Annotated in this window: 19 protein-coding genes and 1 riboswitch; of the genes, 3 read left to right on the top strand and 16 right to left on the bottom strand. The window is 48.4% G+C overall.

Features of this window, described 5'->3' with window-relative positions; translation table 11 throughout:
* The first annotated feature begins 160 nt into the window (after window positions 1-160).
* A complete protein-coding gene (locus D328_RS0113745) occupies window positions 161-1,228 on the top strand; it encodes an NAD(P)/FAD-dependent oxidoreductase (protein WP_018885603.1) in 1,068 nt (355 codons plus the stop codon).
* A gap of 91 nt (window positions 1,229-1,319) precedes the next feature.
* On the opposite strand, the gene D328_RS0113750 is transcribed toward D328_RS0113745, so the two are convergent.
* Window positions 1,320-1,574 (bottom strand): YuzB family protein, encoded by a 255-nt coding sequence (locus D328_RS0113750; RefSeq protein WP_018885604.1) that lies wholly within the window; start codon window positions 1,572-1,574, stop codon window positions 1,320-1,322.
* 88 nt (window positions 1,575-1,662) lie between these two features.
* On the opposite strand from D328_RS0113750, the gene D328_RS0113755 reads away from it, so the two are divergent.
* Complete coding sequence (locus D328_RS0113755) at window positions 1,663-1,911, top strand: NifU family protein (RefSeq protein WP_018885605.1); 249 nt, start codon at window positions 1,663-1,665, stop codon at window positions 1,909-1,911.
* Window positions 1,912-2,063: 152 nt separating this feature from the next.
* Here the strand turns inward: D328_RS0113755 and D328_RS0113760 are convergent, their stop codons facing one another.
* The 8 genes from D328_RS0113760 to D328_RS0113795 form a co-directional block, all read right to left on the bottom strand.
* On the bottom strand, window positions 2,064-2,870 hold the full coding sequence (locus D328_RS0113760) for an SDR family oxidoreductase (protein ID WP_018885606.1): 807 nt from the start codon (window positions 2,868-2,870) through the stop codon (window positions 2,064-2,066).
* 169 nt (window positions 2,871-3,039) lie between these two features.
* Window positions 3,040-3,885 carry a MetQ/NlpA family ABC transporter substrate-binding protein gene (locus tag D328_RS0113765; protein ID WP_018885607.1) on the bottom strand — a complete coding sequence of 282 codons (846 nt, stop codon included), beginning with the start codon at window positions 3,883-3,885 and terminating at the stop codon, window positions 3,040-3,042.
* A gap of 61 nt (window positions 3,886-3,946) precedes the next feature.
* The gene (locus tag D328_RS0113770; RefSeq protein ID WP_025680200.1) at window positions 3,947-4,615 is read right to left on the bottom strand and encodes a methionine ABC transporter permease; all 669 of its coding nucleotides are present in this window, start codon (window positions 4,613-4,615) and stop codon (window positions 3,947-3,949) included.
* Complete coding sequence (locus D328_RS0113775) at window positions 4,615-5,631, bottom strand: methionine ABC transporter ATP-binding protein (RefSeq protein WP_018885609.1); 1,017 nt, start codon at window positions 5,629-5,631, stop codon at window positions 4,615-4,617. Before D328_RS0113775 ends, D328_RS0113770 begins: the two co-directional genes overlap by 1 nt.
* A 117-nt stretch (window positions 5,632-5,748) precedes the next feature.
* Window positions 5,749-5,887, bottom strand: a riboswitch (SAM riboswitch).
* Between the two features lie 251 nt (window positions 5,888-6,138).
* Window positions 6,139-7,245: a rhamnogalacturonan acetylesterase gene (locus tag D328_RS0113780; RefSeq protein WP_051091153.1), complete on the bottom strand. Its 1,107-nt coding sequence runs from the start codon at window positions 7,243-7,245 to the stop codon at window positions 6,139-6,141.
* A gap of 274 nt (window positions 7,246-7,519) precedes the next feature.
* A complete protein-coding gene (locus tag D328_RS0113785) occupies window positions 7,520-8,245 on the bottom strand; it encodes a Cthe_2314 family HEPN domain-containing protein (RefSeq protein WP_018885611.1) in 726 nt (241 codons plus the stop codon).
* Window positions 8,246-8,646: 401 nt separating this feature from the next.
* The gene (locus D328_RS0113790) at window positions 8,647-9,510 is read right to left on the bottom strand and encodes a COX15/CtaA family protein (protein WP_154659085.1); all 864 of its coding nucleotides are present in this window, start codon (window positions 9,508-9,510) and stop codon (window positions 8,647-8,649) included.
* Between the two features lie 354 nt (window positions 9,511-9,864).
* Window positions 9,865-10,209, bottom strand: coding sequence for a thioredoxin family protein (locus D328_RS0113795; protein WP_018885613.1), 345 nt, complete (start codon window positions 10,207-10,209; stop codon window positions 9,865-9,867).
* Between the two features lie 325 nt (window positions 10,210-10,534).
* Here D328_RS0113795 and D328_RS0113800 point away from each other — a divergent pair, with 325 nt between their 5' ends.
* Window positions 10,535-11,830, top strand: a complete 1,296-nt coding sequence (locus D328_RS0113800; RefSeq protein ID WP_026281173.1) for a DUF2515 family protein — start codon at window positions 10,535-10,537, stop codon at window positions 11,828-11,830.
* A gap of 1 nt (window position 11,831) precedes the next feature.
* Here D328_RS0113800 and D328_RS0113805 read toward each other — a convergent pair whose 3' ends face one another.
* From D328_RS0113805 to D328_RS0113835, 7 genes are all read right to left on the bottom strand, one after another.
* The gene (locus tag D328_RS0113805; RefSeq protein WP_018885615.1) at window positions 11,832-13,469 is read right to left on the bottom strand and encodes a putative polysaccharide biosynthesis protein; all 1,638 of its coding nucleotides are present in this window, start codon (window positions 13,467-13,469) and stop codon (window positions 11,832-11,834) included.
* 20 nt (window positions 13,470-13,489) lie between these two features.
* Complete coding sequence (locus tag D328_RS0113810) at window positions 13,490-13,969, bottom strand: DUF456 domain-containing protein (RefSeq protein WP_018885616.1); 480 nt, start codon at window positions 13,967-13,969, stop codon at window positions 13,490-13,492.
* 79 nt (window positions 13,970-14,048) lie between these two features.
* Window positions 14,049-14,792 carry an HAD family hydrolase gene (locus tag D328_RS0113815; RefSeq protein WP_018885617.1) on the bottom strand — a complete coding sequence of 248 codons (744 nt, stop codon included), beginning with the start codon at window positions 14,790-14,792 and terminating at the stop codon, window positions 14,049-14,051.
* A gap of 271 nt (window positions 14,793-15,063) precedes the next feature.
* Window positions 15,064-17,115, bottom strand: coding sequence for a peptidoglycan D,D-transpeptidase FtsI family protein (locus tag D328_RS0113820; protein ID WP_018885618.1), 2,052 nt, complete (start codon window positions 17,113-17,115; stop codon window positions 15,064-15,066).
* A 307-nt stretch (window positions 17,116-17,422) separates the two neighbouring features.
* Window positions 17,423-17,821, bottom strand: a complete 399-nt coding sequence (locus tag D328_RS0113825) for a YmaF family protein (RefSeq protein WP_018885619.1) — start codon at window positions 17,819-17,821, stop codon at window positions 17,423-17,425.
* A 185-nt stretch (window positions 17,822-18,006) separates the two neighbouring features.
* Entirely contained in the window at window positions 18,007-18,825 is an 819-nt protein-coding gene (locus D328_RS0113830) for a DUF2935 domain-containing protein (protein ID WP_018885620.1), read from the bottom strand.
* 238 nt (window positions 18,826-19,063) lie between these two features.
* The gene (locus D328_RS0113835) at window positions 19,064-21,157 is read right to left on the bottom strand and encodes a peptidoglycan D,D-transpeptidase FtsI family protein (RefSeq protein WP_026281175.1); all 2,094 of its coding nucleotides are present in this window, start codon (window positions 21,155-21,157) and stop codon (window positions 19,064-19,066) included.
* Window positions 21,158-21,204: the final 47 nt, after the last annotated feature.

The raw sequence follows: 21,204 nt of genomic DNA on the forward strand, positions 1-21,204 counted from the left end.
CTGGAGAGATCATAAAGCTTGGCACGGGTAATCTGAATTAACATACAGCAAGAATAAACAGAATGCAATGAATCGACTCACAAGCCATAACAGGCACGAGCCAACATGAGCTAAAGGATAAAGCCTAGTAACAGCACAACACAGAAAGGGCTGACCTGATATGAAGAAATTCGTCATTCTGGGGGGCGGCTACGGCGGCCTCACCATTGCCAAAGAATTGCTGGATAAGCACGTTCCCAAAGACATCGAGATCATCCTCGTCGATCGCATGCCCTTTCAGGGTCTGAAGACCGAGTATTATGCACTGGCTGCGGGGACTGTCTCTGATCTGGAGCTCAGAGTCTCCTTTCCGGCACATGCCGAGCTTACTCGCCGCTACGGTGAGGTTACCTCGATTGACCTGGAGAACAAGACCGTGCACTTCATGATCGGTGATCCTCTGGAGTATGACCAGCTTGTGATTGGGCTAGGCTGTACAGATCGGTTCCACAACACACCCGGTGCCAAGGACTATGCCTCCACAATCCAATCCTTCAACAGTACTCGCCAGACCTATCTACGCCTGAACGAAATCAAGCCATACGGTCAGGTGCACATTGTTGGCGGGGGATTAAGTGGCGTCGAATTGGCTGCTGAGCTTCGCGAGAGTCGCCCTGATCTTAACATTGCTATCCTGGACCGTGGAGAGCGCGTCTTAACCGCCTTTCCACAACGATTGTCAACGTATGTCCATGCCTGGTTCAAAGAGCATCAGGTGGATACCATGTCCCATGTAGCCGTATCCCGCGTAGAACCATCTGCCATCTACAATCGGGATGCGGAAATGCTAACCGATGCCGTAGTGTGGACAGCAGGGATTCAGCCCGTCAAGGCTGTACAGGACCTGCAAGTAGCCAAGGATGCGCAAGGGCGTATATTGCTGAATGAGCTATATCAGATTCCACAGCACCCGGAGGTATACGTGGTTGGGGATTGTGCGAGCCTTCCTTTCTCTCCAAGTGCTCAGGCAGCTGAAGCTCAGGGTGAGCGTATTGCCCATATTGTGAGAGCACTATGGAAGGGAGACACTCCGCATCCACATCCGATTAGATTACGTGGCACTCTGGGCTCTCTTGGCAAAAAGGCCGGCTTCGGCTATGGCTTCATGGGAGCAGCTTCTCTCCGCGGACGTATTCCGCGTCTGCTCAAGAGCGGTGTCCTATGGAAATCCAAGCGTCATTTCGGATAGCATCTAGGGGACAATTAGGTCGGCTGCAACATTCGTTAACACAGTAAAGGGTTCCCCGCTTGGATGTGCTCAAGCGCGGGAACCCTTATTTTTAATCCAAATCAATCTCCAGCCATGCTTCAGCTTCCTTGATCTTGGCAATAACCGCCTCATACAGCGCATCAGCCGAATCTGCTGCCACGATCTCGCCATTGACCATGGCATAAGGCTCCATATAACATTGCCCGCAATTGGTCAGGCATCCATATTCGATCACATCATAGTCTGGATTCTCTTCCAGACGAGTCATGACCTCCTCTGTACCCAGATGAATATTACTGCTGCAAAATTCGATAATTGGTCTCAATTCATTTCACCTGCTTTTCGTAAGGCCATTTTAATTTAACCTGAATTGTACTATAATAATAGGTATCAGGAAAGGAGTTGAATTCTAAATGAGCGATAACACGCAAAGCATCACCTTGTATGATGAAGTACTGGAAGTGTTGGACAAATTGCGTCCTTTCTTGCAGCGCGACGGCGGTGACGTGGAACTGGTAGATGTTGAAGACGGCATCGTGAAGCTGAAGCTGATGGGTGCATGCGGCAGCTGCCCGAGTTCAACGATCACGTTGAAAGCAGGTATTGAACGTGCCCTTCTCGAAGAAGTGGAAGGCGTTCAAGAAGTGGTACAAGTATTCTAAGATATGCCCCTGCATATTTTATGACAGAGAGTCCTGGCTTCAGCTGAAGCCAAGACTCTTTTTTTTACGCATGTTCATGTATCCACCCGGGCTATTGGTTTTGTTGCTCTCGGCTTCTCATACGAAGCACGGACCCTTATTACCCTTAGTCATCAATCCACTATATTAGCTTGCTCCGGCTTCACTGAAGATTTACCGATGGAAGGTCGGATTGGGTCCAGCCCCCCTGAGATGTCCATAATGTTCCCAGTAATAAAATCCGAATCATCCCCGCACAAATAAGCGATGACACGGGCTACATCCTCCCCGCTGCCGGGTCTTCCTCTAGGTGTCTCTGGATCAGGCAGACTGCTGACCTCTGCGATCGTCTTTTCTTTATTATCCCCCCGAATATCACCAGGACAGATCATATTTACAGTTATGCCAAATGGGGCCTCTTCCACTGCCAGTGTCTTCGTGAAGGATACAAGTCCTACCTTGGCTGCCGCATATACCGCTCTGTGCGGCCACGATCTTGCTTCTCCAGCATGTCCGAAGCCAAAGTGAATAATTCTTCCCCAACGCTGCTTACGCATGTGGGGCAGCACATAGTGATCCAGGAGCATGGCTCCTACCAGGTTCCCCTGAATTAAGGATTGAATCTCCACATGGGTATACTCGGCAAATAAACGGCGTTCACGAATGAATGGTCCTGCATTATTAACCATGATATCCACGCCGCCGAGCTCCTGCTCTACCCGGCTAATAAGTTCCTCAATCTGGTCAGGCCTCGATATATCCGCCTGTACTGCAATACACCGCACGCCCTTCATTCTGATCTGCTGCTGAAGCTCCTCCGCTTCCGCCTGACTGTGTACATAATTCAGTGCGATGTCGCAGCCCAGATCAGCCAGCTGAAGAGCCGTCATTCGGCCAAGACCTTTGGCGCTTCCAGTTATAAGGGCTATTCTGTGTCTCAACATCCTTCCTCCTCTGCACAGAGAACGGTCACAGCAACAGTATATTCGATTTAACACCTCCCCACAAGAAGAGCACCTGTTAACTCAAAAAAAGCCAGCATCCGTCGAAGCGGAGGCTGGCTGTTCTGACAACGAATAGCTGTATGTTATTTGGACCAATGATGCCAACTTAGAACGCTGGAACGATCGCACCTTGGTACTTGTCTTCAATGAATTTTCTAACTTCATCGGATTGCAGCGCTTTGGCCAGCGCTTGAATTCCCTCGGAATCCTTGTTATCCGGACGGGATACAAGCAAGTTCGCATAAGGAGATTCTTTGTCCTCGATGAACAGTGCATCCTGTGTAGGATTCAATTGAGCTTCCAATGCATAGTTCGTATTGATAACGGCCAGGTCGAGATCCGGCAATTGACGCGGCAGAATGGCTGCATCGGCTTCCTTGATATCAAGGTTCTTAGGGTTAGCCGTAATGTCAGCAATAGTGGAACCAACATCCGTGTTATCTTTGAGCGTAATCAGCCCTTGTTTAGCAAGCAATACCAGAGCACGTCCACCATTCGTTGCATCGTTAGGAATACCTACAATTGCTCCATCCTTCAGTTCGTCGATGGATGTAAGCTTCTGGGAGTAGGCACCCATAGGTTCAACGTGTACAGATACGACAGGCACGAGGTCCATGCCGCGTGTCTCGTTCTCGCTATCCAGGTAAGGCTTGTGCTGGAAGAAGTTCGCATCCAATTGCTTGTCGAATACTTGTACGTTCGGCTGTACATAATCATTAAAAGTTACTACCTGCAAACGAACACCTTGTGCTTCCAGGCTTGGCTTAATAGCTTCCAGAATTTCCGCATGCGGAACTGCTGTTGCTCCTACCTTCAGCTCAACTTGACGCGGTGCGCCTCCTGGTGTCGGCTCAGCTTCGCCTGCCGCCTGATTACCTTGGGAATTGTTGCCGCAAGCTGCGAGAACCGCCATCAAGGTAATGCTCAGTAACAATAGAGACCATTTTTTCATGTGTACCCCTCCAATGTGATTAATAAAAATAGTGACATAAGGATCTATATATATGTTTTCCTTATTTCCGTGTGTAATGCCGAACCAGACGGTCACCGACCATCTGCAGCACCTGTACAATGACAACCATCAGTGCAACAGCCACAATCATGACTGGCAGATTATACCTGTAATATCCATAGTTGATGGCTAGGGCACCCAGCCCGCCACCACCAATCATTCCCGACATCGCGGTGTAGGATACAAGCGTAACAATAGTAATTGTCAGCGCAGCCACCAGACCAGGGAGCGCCTCGCGTAGCAGGACTCGGAAAATAATCTGGGTCGTGGAGGCACCCATTGATTGGGCCGCCTCAATGACGCCTCGGTCTACCTCGCGCAAGGACGTCTCCACCAAACGGGCAAAGAACGGCACGGCTCCTATGACAAGTGGTGGAATCGTACCCTCGACACCAATAGACGTGCCAACGATAAGACGCGTCAGCGGAATCAGAGCCACAATCAGAATGATGAATGGTACGGAGCGCAGAATATTTACAATGACGGATAATATATTATAGACAATCTGCAAAACGACATTAGACGAACGGCTCGTCAGAAATAGCACTACGCCCAGGGGAAGCCCTAGAAGTAAGGTGAAGAGCCCGGAGGCACCCAACATTCTCAGGGTATCGATCGTCGACTTGCTAACCTCTTCCCAATTTATCTGGGAAAAATCCAGATCCACTATCATTGCATGACCTCCACATCCAGCCCCTGGGCAGTGAGCTCGGCTATTGTCCGGCTAATATCAGGAGCAGCACCCTCAAAGCGTACGATAAGCTGGCCATAAGGCGTATCCTTCAAGGTAGAGATGGTTCCCTGCAGGATCGCAAAGTCCACACCCGTATTACGCACAGCCTTAGAGAGGATCGGATCATAGGTCTGGCTACCAAGGAACGAGATCTTCACAATCTGGGCTGAATCCTGATGGGCCGCCTGGAGAATCTTACTAAGCTCTTGCTGCTCATCGGCTTCTCTCAGTATGAAATCTCTCGTAACCGGATGCTTCGGCTTCAAGAATACCTCTGATACAGGGCCTTGCTCAACAATCCCACCCTGATGGATAACACCTACTCGATCGCAAATGCTCTGAATAACGTGCATCTCATGCGTAATGAGCATAATAGTTAGATTAAAGCGCTGATTAATATCTCGCAGGAGCTTCAGAATAGAATTCGTCGTCTGCGGGTCAAGTGCCGAGGTTGCCTCGTCACACAGGAGCACATCTGGATCACTTGCTAGTGCTCGTGCAATTCCTACCCGTTGCTTCTGTCCCCCGGATAGCTGAGCTGGATATTTGGAGCTATGCTGCTCCAGTCCTACCAACACCAGTAGTTCTCTCACTTTGGCATCCAGCTTAGCTGCAGGAGTGTGAACCAGTCGCAGGGGGAAGGCTACATTCTCATAGACCGTCGCAGAGGACAACAGGTTAAAATGCTGGAAGATCATGCTGATCTTACGTCTCGCCAATTGCAGCTGATTGCGGGGAAGCGCCGTCAGATTCACGCCCCCTACCCATACCTCTCCTGAGCTTGGGCGTTCGAGAAGATTCACACATCGAATCAATGTACTCTTGCCTGCACCGGAGTGACCGATGACACCGAAGATTTCACCCTTTTCTATAGTCAAGTCCAGATTGGACAAGGCGATATTTTTTTGATTTCCCTTACCGTAATACTTCGTTAATTGCTTGATTTCAATCAAAGACGTGCCCCCCTTTCTTACCTTTACCCTATCCTGCCGTAACTGCCCCGAAATATACATAAATAGAAGAGCCCTTATCACAGAAGGATAAGGGCTCTTGCATGAACTGCACCACTTGTCTCATCTGCCAATACAATCTATTCATAGATGTATTGTTGGAATTAGCACCATGACGTTCGCCCCGCTCGTCTATACGACGGGGATAACCGGTTGCCGGGCTTCAAAGGGCCAGTCCCTCCACCACTCTCGATAAGAATTATGCTATTATAATCAGATCTCAATATCTGAATGAATACGACATGTAAATAATCAAAATATATGAAACTAGCTTTCAGTATAGATAGTTTACACACGTTTGTCAAAGGTCAATTTTTGTAGTTACGCATGAAAGCCCCCGGACAGTCAGCAAAGTGACGCCTGAAGGCTATGGATGAATCCTGTTTGTAATAGATTCTCAATTTGTAATGGAATGCATTTCCAATTGATGATGAGGTTACATATAGAGGCTTACCACCCCTCCAGCCCCTGCCGTCTCAGATCCTCGGCTACAAGTCTAGCTAGCTGCTCAGCTCCCTGACGGTTCGGATGCAGAGTATCTCCTGGCATATAGAGATTCAGAGTCGCCTCTGGTCCAATAGAGGTAAAGTAGGCTGAGCTGAGCACATTAAGATCGACCAGCGTTACATTCTCCTCCTGTGCCAAAGCTAGCGTAGCCCCTCTGTACCATCTGTTCACGGATGAATGTACCTGATTCGCATTGAAATCTGTGGCTCTACCTTGTGGTGTCGATAATATGACATGGGCCCCTTTGGCCTTTGCCTGAATTACCATATCCCGCATCGCTTCCTTGAATTGAGCCTCGCTGACCTGATGCTTCGCATTCGTATCATTAATGCCGAATTGCAGGATGAAGTAGTCGCCAGGCTTAATATATTGTAGAACACTCTCCATCTGTCCATCATCGCGGAAGCCCCTTGCAATCTGACCACCTGTGGCCATGTTACGCACCTGGAACACATCTCCATCTACATATCCTGGCAGTAATTGTCCCCAGCCGCCCTGTGCACTGCTATCCAACGGGTAATAGTTGCACACCGTCGAATCACCACCAATGTAGATTGTACGATTCGTCGCCAGCTGACTTGATAGCTGCACGATTTCGAGCGCACTCAGTGTAAAAGCTGTCCCCTCTTTTCCCTCCGTAACTAGCAGGTTCAACTGCCCGTCAGTAACCGGGATTTGGAAGCGATCGACTGCTCCATTACCGGTCAGATTCATCAACTGGTAGACCCCTTCTGCAGCGACACTGGCTCTGCTCGTATTACCAAGTGTAACTTTTACCTCATAGAGACCTGTTGGCAGATCCACATTAAAGGTATTGCTGCTCTTGATACCGAATTGTCTGAATTGCACCGCGTCCGACTTGACTCCTGTACCCGAGGCCGTCACATTACGCATATGCTCGGGTGTCTGAAAGCCGTATCCTTTGCTAGCAGTATAGCCATCCTCTGCCCTGACCCCCACGTATCCAGGCTCTACTGCCCCCGCTCCAAAATCAAAACGATATTCAAGCCCGGCAGCCGATGTCTGTGGAGAGAACATTCCTAAAGACATTAATAAAGCGCTTACAATTATCAATACACCAACCTTCCCTTGCCTCTTTCGTCTACGCATTGCTATTCTCCTCCTTCAAGATATGGATACAAGCCTAAGAAAGTAATTCGCCACTTTATTTCCATTTCCTTCAATATATGATTTGTTTTTTACACCAAAAAAGACCATCTTACCGATGGTCCTTCTGTCACTTTTGCATCGCTTTACACTACACTACTCTACATTACGATCATCGACTGCAACAATTCATTGTTATCATCTACTGAAGCTAAGCTTAGTGGATTTTGTTCTTCTGCGCTCTCCTCAAGAAATCATTGGTGTAGTCGAATGCCACTGTTACACTCCGACACACCATCTCCAGACCCTGCCTCAGATCCTCCAGATGTGCATCCACATCCTCCAGTCGGATTGGACCGAACAAGGCTCTATGCCTTTGCCACAGATCATCCTGCATTTCAGGGCTCATATGATGTACCTCGATATTTCGACGCTTGCGCAATCGGTCCATCGGCGCCCTGTACTCATCCTTCAGATCAAACAAACGGTTAGCAAGTGTACCGTGTACCTTCAGATATTTGAACTGGCGAAGCACCGTGTAGTAGGAATAATGTGCTTTTACACGGGTTGTATTGAGATCGTACAGATCATTTAACAGATTACCAAGTTTATCGAGCATGGAGAATACCCGTATGAATCCATCTTTGTAAAAATAGACATACCTTGAGTAATCGGGCTGATCGCTTGCAGACATCTGATCTCCTGCTCCCGCCTTCACCTTTGAACGAAAGTAACCAGCGACGAAGGTGCTCTGCTCCAGCTCATCCAGGGAAGATATCAGGCCTCGGGTCAGAATATCCGTCTTACGGTCCTCATGGGAAGGATCACCATGCTTGTGTATCCGCCGCTGCAACAGCTGCAACGTCTCGTTCATGCTGTTCATGGCTTCCAGCAGGACTCCTTCGTCCTTACGGGGCTCCTCCCCAACTAACGTACGCAGCAATCAACTCGCCCCTTCCTCACTCTCACATGTCAGTATTATTAAAATGATTACTCTCAGCTATCCATAAGCTTGATGCTGTCTCCATGGCGTACCTCGACAGATCACCCTTGTGGATTTATAGCCTACGTAAGACTGGTATCCTTATATCAGCTCGTTAGGTGCGAAATGATGGAAGGCAGCGAATACAAGCGACAAAGCTTAACATACCGTTCTCAAGCTTACCTTATATCATGTCCTTGATCCGTCCCCGCTCATTCCCCCAATGCCTTAAATACCTATGACAAAGTCCACGAGAAACTCGCGGACTTTGTCAGTACTATATTCATTATAGCTACACAGTTACTTAGAGGCAAAACGAATTCTGAACGAGTACTTTCCAGCAAGGCTACAGCTTACTAGCCCTACTCCAGTGCCGCTTTCTTCATCCGTTCCGGTGAGAGCTGCCATACGCGGAAGCTCATATAGCACAGAATGGCAAAGGCAGCCGCAATAATAACCATGTGGGACAGCACGACGAACATGTAGATCTCCGGTCTGCCCGCTACAACCAGCAGAATCATACCTACGATGACCTGCAGCAGCAGCAAGAGCGCTGAAGCGACCCCCAGCATACGAAGATCACGATGATCAGGATGCTTGTGATACGCGAAGTGGCCGACAATCAGAATAACAACGAACAGTAATCCACCTGAGATCTGATGAATCGACAGCGGTGCAATCCCGAGGAAATCATTGATGTTCTTGGTCGTAGCATGGGTCAGAAATGCTCCTGTATACACAGCCAAGTACGTGTAGATCGTAGAGCCCCATACAAGCCATCGGAAGCCTTTCTTGACCGGAGCTCCTTGCGTTCGCTTGCTCTTGGCCGAATCCGATGCCTCCTGCCACACTCCCAGCGTCATCATCGTGGCACTGGCGAAAGCAATGAGCGCGAATCCGAAATGCAGCGCCATCACTGCCGTGGACTGAGAGAACACGACCGCGAACGCTCCCATGATGCCCTGTATGATGACAAAAGCCAGTGTCAGGCCAGAGAACACTCGCAAATCCGTACGGCGCTTGCGGAATACCAGCATAAATCCGGCAAAGCTCGATAATGACAACAATCCAGCCATTGCACTAACGAAGCGGTGTGAATATTCAATCACCGAAGCGACCGTATGCGCAGGCACCAGCTTGCCGTTACAGGTCGGCCATTCCTGACCGCAGCCCAGACCTGAGTCCGTCCGTGTGACGACACCGCCACCAAAGGTAGCCAAAAACATAAATAAACAAGTTATTAGCGCCAACCATTTCAAGATTTGAGTACCCTTCAATTTGTTCTCACCTACAGCTTTATATTTTTTTTGGTGAATGTTATGAAAACTTAACTAAAATAATTATAACTGATAGATTCATCACAGACATGGTTAGATTGTGACAAAACATGAACGACTATCACGAGATGACCAAACCAAAAAGGCCATCCCCACTTTGCTAAGCAAGGATGCCTTCCTGTCATTTGCTACGCATTTGCATTTGCATACGCATTCGCATTTGCCTCATACATCAGATGAGGTCCATCTATCCTTCTGTCTGCCATCAATTCACAAGCTACCGTCCTACAAGCACTCGTTGGATTACAGAGTCATCGCTCCATGCACCTCTGATGCCCGATCCAGAAATTGTTCAATTTCTTCTCTGGATTTGCGCAGCCTGTTCACCAGACGAACGAGCTCTTGGCCGTTGCTAAAAGCGATGAAGCTTGGAATCCCCAGCACATTATGTGCTTCACTGATTCCTTCCGTATGCTCTACATCCACTTCAATCAAAGTGAGCTGATTCGCATATTTTTCCTCCACCTCAGGCATGAAGGGATCTATGAATTTACAATCACCGCACCAGTCGGCTTTGAACACAGCTACAGTTAGACCGGGCTTCTGAATTAATTCATCAAATTGGTCCTTGTTACTTACTTTTAGCATGAGATATTCCACCTTTCAGTTCAATTGAGCATTTCCTAGGGAACAATAATTCTGTGGACATTAATCCTACGGGCAATAGCTCTGCCTTCTGCATGCATCATGTAGCGTGGCTACCTACTTGCTGGTATCAACTACCAATAACCCTCATTATTATTGTACCCGTAATTATACAATTTGCACAGCGCTCGCACATTCTCATCTAAAAGTTCATACAGGTTCTTGCTGTCAGGGTTAATCAGGGTCAAACAAGCCATACTTAGAATAACATGATCTCAGTGCCGGCTGATGTTAACCACTCCAATCCAGGCCAGGCAGGAAAGGAAGGATCAATATGTCGGATTGGCTCCACCAGATTGCTGTCGGATTCCGTGATACGCTTCGTCTTGCACGGACCATCCCCCAAGCTCTTGAACACAAGTGGACGGGTTCTCAGGCGGCCTGGTCCGCATCACGCAGATTGCGCTTGCCCATCCGCCCTATCCCTTGGAACCATGAAGCTGCCGAAGCCGCTTTGCAGGAGCTGGAGCTGTTCCTTCCCTACCTTGGCCGTAACATTCGCCATTGCTCTACCGAGCATACCTTGTGCCAGCAGGATCAAGAGGTGCTTGAGCTCATTCAACATGATACAGCGCAACATAATCGTAGCAATATTACACGCACCGCTGCTTATCTGGACTGTTATCAAGCCTACCCTGAGCTGCATTGGGCACTACTAGCACATCTTGTCTCCCGTAACGGGGGGTATAACATGACAGATCTGAAAGGCGGACTGCTACAGGACCTGCTATCAGATCAGGACCGAAGTTCTCTCTACCGATTGTTGGAACGCAGCAATGCGCTCATTTTCCAAGATGCCTATCCCCAGCTTCAGTTGTATGCACACAGCCGGCGACTGGGACGGAGTTGCTTCCATCTGCTCCCTCACTTCCATATCTCTGCCTTCATGCATCCTTTCTGGGAACGCTTCTGGACGAAGCGCGATAGTGTCATGCTAAGCGTTGCTCTTATTATTAATGAGCAGTATTATATCGAGGGTCGAGTTATCCAGCATCCCTATTTCCAGAAACATGTTACCAGTACACTAGGGTTCAAAATGAATCAATGGCTGCAATTGAACCAAGTGCTCTTTCCCCTTGGGGTAAATGGTCACCTCGCCGGGCTTGTGCTGGAGCAATTCGGTAGCCTTAGCAAACGGATTGCTTTCGGTAAGCAACTCTACGGCATGCTATTCGGTTACAAGCAAGTACTTGAACAGGTCACTGCCTTTGTTAATCAGGTCCCACATGAAGGCTCTCGAAGCGAATATTGGCCCGGATTATTCACCCCGCATAGGCAACAAGCGCTGCGCTCTCCTGTAGAGAGTGCAGCGCTTGTATCCTCGCAATGGTTACCAGAAGGGCAGAGACTATATAGTCCCAAGCTTCATGAGGTGTGGACGGATACCACCTATGAGCCCATTCCGCATTATGACTGGTATCAACAACGGATGGTCATGAGTTACTTAACCAAACCTCGCAGGCCACTCTTGTTCGAGATCAGCCATGAGCATCGCTTCGGAATTCAGAAGCTCGCTTGGGCTCATGATGCCGAAGCGAATCTCACCTTGCCAACAAGCTTATAGCCTACTCCCTGCCGGCCTCGGACTGAGCTTGTCCACGCTGCAGTCGCATCAACGGCCTGAGCAGCTTCTGGATAATCCGTGGATAGCCTGCAAGTTCTTCTCTGGTAATCACTCGCAGCAGAATCATCAGAACAACAAAGGCAAGTGCAACTGTTGCACCCGACACTCCGCAAGCCAAGAAGAAGACCAGACGCGAAGGCGTTGCTCCGAAGGGTAGCCGTGTTAATACATTCATACCATAGCCTGCAGCCGCTGATATGACGACCGTCACGAGCAGGCCTGGCCATTTGCGTCCCAAAATAGAGAATGGAACGATGCCCTTGAGCACACGGATGTTAAGCAACGTAATGACCAGGAAGCACAGTGCAGTCGCGGCAATGATCCCGTACACATCGAACCAGATCGACAGAATCCAGCTTGCAGCGAGCTTCACTACCAGGCCGACCATGACATGAATGGTAGAGATATTGGGCTTGCCCATCCCGATGAGCATGGAATTACTGGTCATCATCGTAATCTGGAAAATGGTCCCCAAGGTCAAGGCGGCAATAATTCCGCTCCCGCTCAGGTCCTTGAATAGCAATCCATTAATGGAATAAGCTGCCGTAGTGAGTGCAATAACAATCGGCAGACCGCTCAAAATAGAAATACGCAATGCCAAGGTCATCTGACCGCGCAGATGATCCATATCCTTGCGTGCAAAGGCTGCTGACACGACTGGAAGCAACGATTGGCTAAGGGCTATGGCAAGAATAGGCGGAATACCAGCTACACTCTGAGCCTTGGCACCGAGTACAGCGAGTGCTCCAGTTGCACTGGCCTCGCCGATTTTGTCCACCAATAGCGTCTTCAAGATCGATGTATCAATAAAATATACAGCAGGTACTGCGAGTGAGGATAATACAATCGGGATCGACAGGGTAAAAATGTCCTTGTAGATCCGCAGTAATGGAATGGGTGCTCCCAATGCTTCACCTGTTCCGCTCTTTCGGTCCTCACGGCGCAGCTTGAAGGTGAAGTATAGCATAACCGCGAAGGCTCCAATGCTGCCAATCACCCCGCCGAAGGATGCACCAGCAGCACTAAACTCTTCATTATAGCCTGCCTGCACCAGCATGTACCCTAACAGGATCGCTACCCCAACTCTGGCGAATTGTTCGACGATTTGCGAGATGCCGCCAGCCGTCATGTTGCCTCGTCCCTGAAAATAGCCACGCATCATGGCAATGGCCGGGAACAGCAGCAGGGCAGGTGCTAACGCACGTATGGCAAGTGCAGCCTCAGGCTGCTTGATGACATTGGTCGCATAATAGGGCGCTCCCACATATAGCAGTATCGTCATGATTATACCTGCGCCGACAGCAAAGAGCAGAGCCGCCTGATAGATTCTTGCGGCCTCATGCGGTCGATTCAAGGCATAGCGCTCCGACACCATTTTGCTTAAGGTGCTGGGAATACCCGCTGTCGCCACGGTAAGCAGCATCAAATATACAGTGTTGGAGGCTGTGAATGCCACGTTACCGACATCTCCGAACATGTGCTCCAAGGGCACTCGTTGCACGAGGCCCAAGACTCTGGCCACCAGCGCTGCGGCAGCCAGAATCAATGTTCCTCTTATAAAGGATTCCTTCTTAGACAATAGTCGTACCTTCCTCGCGCTTAAAATATCCAGAACAGGAACAGGATAATCATAGCCAGTTGCAGAACAATCTTCATGACCGTGCTAGTAAACAGTCCTACAACCGAGCCGATTCCTACCTGAACGGCCTTCTCCAGCGACTGACGCTGCAGCAGTTCACCCAATACGGCGCCAATGAACGGTCCCAATACAAGTCCGAATGCCGGGATGACAAATGGACCCACAATAACCCCCACTGTGCTTAGGATGGTCGATAGTCGTGAACCGCCGAACTTCTTAACACCCCAAGCATTCACCACATAGTCAGCTACAAAAAGAATGACTACGATTAACGTCTGGATGATCCAGAACCAGATCGTGTAATGCTCGAACGTAAAGAACCAGCCGTACACAAAAAAACCGAAATAAATGGCAAGTGCCCCTGGTAATACCGGATACACCGCACCCAGCATGCCTATGGCAAATAAAGCAATAATCAGAATCCAGCCCAATACGTCCATACAAGACCTCCTCTACTCCCAGCTCATGTATAAGATAACTTATAGATGTATTGTAAGATCAATGTAAGATCAAAAACGATTAGACGAGAATATACTTGCGGATTACCTCGACAATGCCATCATCATTATTACTCGCTACCACTACATCAGCAGCCTGCTTCACTGTCTCCTGAGCATTGCCCATAGCCACACCCAGACCAGCTGCCTGAATGACAGCCAGATCATTAAGGCTATCACCAACAGCAACGACTTCCTGCATCGTGATCCCCAGCAGGTCGCATACCTCCTGAATGCCTGTTGCCTTGCTAATTCCTCCAGGGTTAATCTCCAGATTAACAGGAGATGAATTCGTAATTTGAAGTCCACCAAGATCCTGCAACTTCATCAAGATGCTATGGCGCTTATCATCATCACTTGTATTGTATCCGAATTTAAGCCACTCCAAGCTGTCCAGCGATTCTGGCCAACGCTCGGCGTTATAGAGCTCCTTCGTGCTATAGGCCCAATACCAGGAATCATGCTCAAGTGCGATCTCTCGCATCTTGCGAACCAGCTCTACATCCAGCAAGGATCGTCTCCACAGCTCATGAGGAGATTTCCATACCTCACTGCCATTCACAGTAACCATCGGCGTCTCCAGGCCAAGTTCCTGAGCATAAGGCAGTGCATGCATGGCGGCCCGTCCTGTAGACAGACAGACGTGAATTCCCTCTTTGATCGCACGGTGAATCCAGTTCGTCGTCTCCAGTGAAATTTCATGATTGTCGTTCAGCAATGTACCATCCATATCCAAGGCCAGCAATTTATACTTATAGTCTCCCATGAAGCTCCTCCTCTGTGCATCACGATTCTACACGCTTGTGGTGATGCTTCTTCTCTACTTTATCAGGGCATTTACCCAACGACATTTTACCACTATCACGCAGCAAGGGCTACAGCATCATGTCCAAATGGAGACTTGAGCGAGCTTGTTTGATTCAAACGCTACCGCGAGTAGCCACTTTTTCACAGCTCCAATGCAACAAATAAAAAAATCACTCATTGGAAAAGATAGAGGTTGCGCTCCCCATTCCAGACGAGTGATTTCTTCGGGTTCAGTTATTGCCACTACCCTCATCGGTGGCAGCCCTGTTGCCTTTCGGCACACCGTCAAGTCCGTAGACCTGATCGTATGCGTCGAATATCTTGCGAGCAATCGGAGCTGCACTCGTCGAGCCAAAGCCACCCTCAGGTACAACTACAGCCACGGCCAGCTTTGGATTGTTACGGGGAGCAAACGCGATGAATACCCCGTTATCCTTGATACGTCCGCCTACGCTTTGCTGTGAGGTACCTGTCTTACGGGCAAAATCATACGGGAAGTCGCTAAAGGCAGAGACATTGGTCGCCATCCCCCGAATGACCTCGTCCCAGTGGGCTTGTTCGAATTCTACCTCATTCAGCACCTTGGGCTTGATCTCACGCACGATATTACCCTCACTGTCTTTAATATGACTGACCAGCTGAGGCTCCATCCGCTTGCCCCTATTGGCAAGTGTCGCTGTATACTGCGCGAGCTGAAGTGTCGTATATTTGCCCTGCTGACCAAAAGAGCCTTGCACCATACGTGTCAATACACTTTCATTGGTTTCTTCTTCTTTATACTCAAGTCTACCCAGATACTCCCTTGGCAGGTCTACACCTGTCGAGACCCCTAGCCCAAATTGCTTCATATAACGGTCCCATATGTCGATAGCTTCCGCTCCATAACGGCTATTGAGTCTCTTCCCGATCATATCCACCATGAACGTATTGGATGAGACTTGAATGGCTCGTGCCGGACTTAAAGAACCATGGGCACTTCCTCCCGAGTTACCAACTCTGGAGGAGTCGTTGCGTCCGTAGAAAGCCGAACCGTTATCGAAATAACGATCTCCTGTAGTGAAGAACTTCTCCTTCAGCCCGATCAGCACCGTGAGTGGCTTAATGGTGGAGCCTAACAGCAGGACAGACTCGGGATGCTGACCCGGACGATTCGGACGGACCGGGGAGATGGTCCCGTTGCGATACGTATATTGAATCTTCTTCCAATCCTCTGGCGACGTTCCGCCTGTCTTCCAGACGTTGGCATCATAATCCGGCATGCTCGCCATCGCCACGATGTGTCCGGTATCGACCTCCATTGCCACGGCATAGCCAGTAGTAGCTTCCCGAGTCTTCGGAGAAGACTGAAGCTTTCTTAGCTGATCCGTTATCGCCTGCTCTGTGGCCATCTGGATATCCTTATGAATGGTAGAGTAGACATCATAGCCCTTGCGGGGCGGTGTCACAGACACGACCCCATCAGGCAGGTAGCGTGGATTGATGGAGATTGTCTTGTATCCGTTCAAGCCACGCAGCTCATCCTGATACTGTAGCTCCAAGCCATCATAACCGACTGTCTCACTCTCCCGATAGACCAGACCAGGATTGAGCTGGGCATTCTGATTGTCATGAATCTCCTTATATTTATCAACATTCGTGCGTGCGTTCTGATAGGTACGAATATAGCCAATGGTCTGGACCGCCACAGTATCGGGATCGTACTGACGCTGGCTTTCCTCGATAATATCAATTCCTGGATACTGATCCTTATGCTGTAGAAAATAGGCAATCTCCTCCGAGCTTAACCCCACCTTCACCAGCCGTGGAGTGAATCCACGCTCTACTACATAATTACGATCCAGTCGGTTCATGATCTCCGCCGCATCCAGCTTCTCTCCATCAGGATCACCGTATTCGGCAAATTTGTCTGCCAGCTCCTCCGTGAATTGCTCAAGTTCAGGCAAGAGCCTGTTCTCTTCTTCGCGTAGGGCTTCGGTCTTGTCGCTATAATCCTTCTGGAGCGTGACATAGAGTGATTGGATAGGTGTCGAATAAGCTAACTTATTCTTGCCAGTAGCATCATAGATTACGCCTCTAATCGGCGAGAATGGAACGTTTCGGGTACTGGAATAAGCTACTTCTTCCTTGAGCTCGTCGGCCTCCAAAAACTGTAGCACAGATAGTCGAACGATAAGGACAGTGAATAGTAGGAAGGAGCAGAAGAAAAACACATTTAGCCGGAAGGTAAAGCGCTTCCTCTCTGCTGTAGTCACTCCGGACTTCTCAATCTTACTCAACTTCATTATGCCAAATCCTCCTGTAGCACAGAGATATTCCAATGTTACCACAGCTTACCGGTCAACTGGTGACAATCCAGATACCACTTCTTTTACCAAGTAGGCTAAGCGATCTCAACCGAAGCAAAGACTCGATGCTTTTGGACGAGCCTATCCAGACCACCGGTCATGGGACCGGCTTGAATACGCTACCGAATCTCTGCAGACTCCTTGCACAACAAATGCAGAGATTGCAGCGAAGTATCCGGCCCTTTCAACAAGAAAAGACGAGCCAGTAGCTGCCCGTCAGTGTTACAGTTGTTTGTTTGGAAAATTAATTACGGTACTCTTCCTCATCTCCAGTATTTCCACTGTACCTATGAGCGTGGGGAATTCTACCATTCACCGTTGTATACCCTTCGAAATGGTGATAATGTCCACCGCCTGACAAGCGAATGGCTGGTCCTGTTGTTCCTCTGATGGTGTGTAAATGCTGATTGTTAAATGATGTTTCTGCATAATAATGATGAACATGCGGAACACCACTTGGAGCTGGCTCTGTTACTCCAACGTAATGGTGGTAGTGCCCCATATCAAATGATGTATCCCCTTTAAATGGATGCACGTGAAGATTAACTGCTCTACCTTCCCACGAAGTAATAAAAAGCTTATGCGAATGTTTGGAATCTGAATCATCGGAATGCACAATAAACCCTGTTATTGGTATTTCCATCAGTTAACCCCCTCTCTTTATCGAACTGCTACATGCTATGAATGAGGTGATGTAAATGTTCAATGATTTGTGTTGATCCTGTAATTCATCAGGAAGGGCGATCAGAACAGATCGTATTTCGTCACATTATGGGCAATAGAAAAAGCACCTCAAAGGGTGCTTAAACATCCATCTAGATACCTACCTCACATCATGATCTCTCTCTTGTCTACCTTCATGCCAGACAATGACCGATCGAACATATCAAGAATAAATAAGAATCGTTCAGCTTCACGAAAAACATGATCTGCTAATAGAGGATGAATGATACTTTTGATTCGACACTCCTCAATTAAGTCGCGCGCAGTCTTCTTAAAATCTCGCAATGATTTGACCGAGACGCGGTTCTCATCAACAAATTGACTTAGTAATGGATGGGTCTGCGATTGTGGGCGCATGGAACTTAGGTCAATGGCTTGAAACATCAGCGTATCAAAATCTTGGCTGAATTCCCTTGCTTGTTCCACTAATTTTCGCTCAGATGGATCAAGCAGATGACCTATAAATTTTGCGTGGTCAGCCATGATTTTCAGGAAAAAGACATTTTCATCAATAATCGCATCAGGTAATGGTTCAAGTCTCCCGCTATTGAGCTCTTCTAACCGATTTCTGAAATAATTTGCTTCTCGGCTAACATGATCTACAAGCAAAGGAAAGTTGGTTCCCCCAGGAAGTTGGCAACTTAGTATAAGCCCAAGTACCTTTCTCTTAAATGCCCAAATATATGAAGCGGCTTTGTGAACTTCTGAATTAAACTGTCTAATTACTTGGGGATCAGCATCTTCTTGAAAAGAATGTGCTCTTCTTTCAATATCCTCAAAGATTGTATGAAATTGATTAGCCTCATTAATTAACTGCGTGTCCTCACACCGAAACCCAAGTCGAAGAAATAAGGAATGTTCTTTCATTATGCGCGACCAAAAACGTATCTCATCTAATGATCTGACTACAAAAGGATCCGACAAACCATTTTCCACCTTTCGGGCCAATGAATAAGACAACCATTTGTATTGGCTTGATAGCAAAGTATATGGGCATGACATGTTTCAATATGCTATTGGAAAATAAAAATTAGTTCTGTTGCGCCGGAAACAGTGTACATTAAATGGGTTAGCAGTAATAACCAGCCTACCTAAACATACGAAAAAAGACCCCCACCCGTTAATACAGGGGGAGGTCCTACCTCTCGATACAACAGCTAAATTAAGGATTAGTATCACTACTATTGTTGGCATTGCCGTCTTCCGCATTCTTTTGCTTCTTTGGAACACCATCCAGACCGTACACTTCATCGTATGCGTCGAAAATCTTGCGTGCAACCGGTCCCGCACTGGTCGCTCCGAAGCCGCCCTCTGGAATCATCACAGCGACCGCAAGCTTCGGATTCTGACGTGGAGCAAAGGCGATAAATACCCCGTTGTCCACGAGCTTGCCGCCAACGCTCTGCTCAGAGGTTCCTGTCTTACGGGCATAATCATAGGGGAAGTCGTTAAAAGCAGCCACATTCGTTGCCATCCCCCGAATGATCTCATCCCAATAAGCCTTCGGGAAATCGACTTCATTGAGTACCTTAGGCTCGAACTTCTTCACGATATTGCCTTCATGGTCCTTGATCTGACTGACCATATGCGGCTCCATGCGTTTTCCACGGTTCGCCAGCATGACTGTGTATTGTGCCAGCTGCATCGTCGTATACTTCCCTTGCTGGCCAAAGGAAGCATAGGCCAGCTTCGACAGATTACTCTCGTTACTCTGACTGTAATATTCCTTCCGACCCGCATATTCACGAGGCAAATCTACTCCAGTCGGTACTCCAAGTCCGAATTGCTCCATGTAATTATCCCAGACCTTGACCCCTTGATCCTTCTCGGCATCATTACGGTATTTGTTATATAGTCCCTCACCGATCAGATCAACCATAAAGGCGTTGGAGGAGTTCTTGATAGCCGTATCTGGGTAAAGTCCCCCGTACACGTGTCCTGAGGAGTTACGTACACGTGAGGAATCATTCCGACCGAAATAAGCCGCACCACGGTCCTGATAATAGGTTGAGGTCGTGATCAGCCCCTCCTGCAAGCCGATCAGCACGGACAGTGGCTTCACTGTTGAACCCAACAAAACAACGGATTCAGGGTGAGAGCCCTTTTGGCCTGATAAGAAAGCGCGGATCGTACCGTTCTGATACACATACTGTACCTTCTTGTAATTTTCTGTCGAGATACTGCCTGATTGCCAGTAGTTCGTATCGTAATCCGGCATACTGGCCATCGCCACGACATTACCGGTATCGACTTCCATCGCTACAGCAAAGCCCGTCTGTGCGTACGGATGCGTGCGGCCTGACACACGATTAGAATGCAGCCAACGAAGCTGATCCATAATAGCATCTTCTGTCTTGAGCTGGATTTCCTTATTGATGGTCGAGATGATGTCGTGCCCCTTCTTAGGTGGCGTGATTGACTCTACGCCCTGGGGCATATTTCGCAGATCCACCGGGACGGTCTTATAGCCGTTCTCTCCCCGTAGCTCATCCTGATATTGCAGCTCCAGACCATCAAAACCAACGGTCTCATTGTCCATATAGACCAATCCTGGATTTTGCTGCTGCGACATGTTGGCTTCAATATCCTTATATTTATCGAGCGAGGTTCGCGCGCCCTTGTACTTGTTAATGTAACCGATCGCTTGTACAGCTACGGTATCTGGATCATAATGACGAATACTCTCCTCGACGACCTCCACACCTGGGAACTCGTCCTTGTGCTGCATGAAGTAAGCTGTCTCCTGCTCCGTCAGCTCCGCCTTGATTAGACGAGGCGTAAATCCGCTATATTTACGATAATTCCGGTCCATCAAATCCAGAATCTCGGCCGCAGTCAACTTAGGTGCCTTGGAATCGCCATATTTAGCGAAGCTGTCAGCCAGCTTCTCTGACATCTGCTCTAGCTCAGGCAATAGCTTCTTGTCATCATCTCGGATATTCTCCGCACTATCACTATAGTTTTTAGCCAGCGTGATATAGAGAGACTGAACGGGTGTCGAATAAGCCAGCTTATTCGTGCCTGTTGAATCATAGATGGTTCCCCGAACAGGAGGTAGCGGCACGTTCTTCGTAATACTACCTGTCTCTTCCTCTCTTAACTGCGGCCCCTCAACGAACTGCAAAATAGCCAATCTAACAATAATTACGGTGAATATCAAAAATGCACTAAAGAAGAAAAGGTTGATCCGGAAGCTGAATCGTTTACGAGCGGTTGCCGCCGTGTCCTGATTCTGCCCGTGATCTGTCTTTCTCATCATGTGTCCGGTCTCTCTCCTTCCTAACTACCTGAATGCCTTTCGCA

This window comes from Paenibacillus massiliensis 2301065 = DSM 16942 (genome assembly GCF_000377505.1).
GTDB classification, from domain to species: Bacteria; Bacillota; Bacilli; order Paenibacillales; family Paenibacillaceae; genus Paenibacillus; species Paenibacillus massiliensis.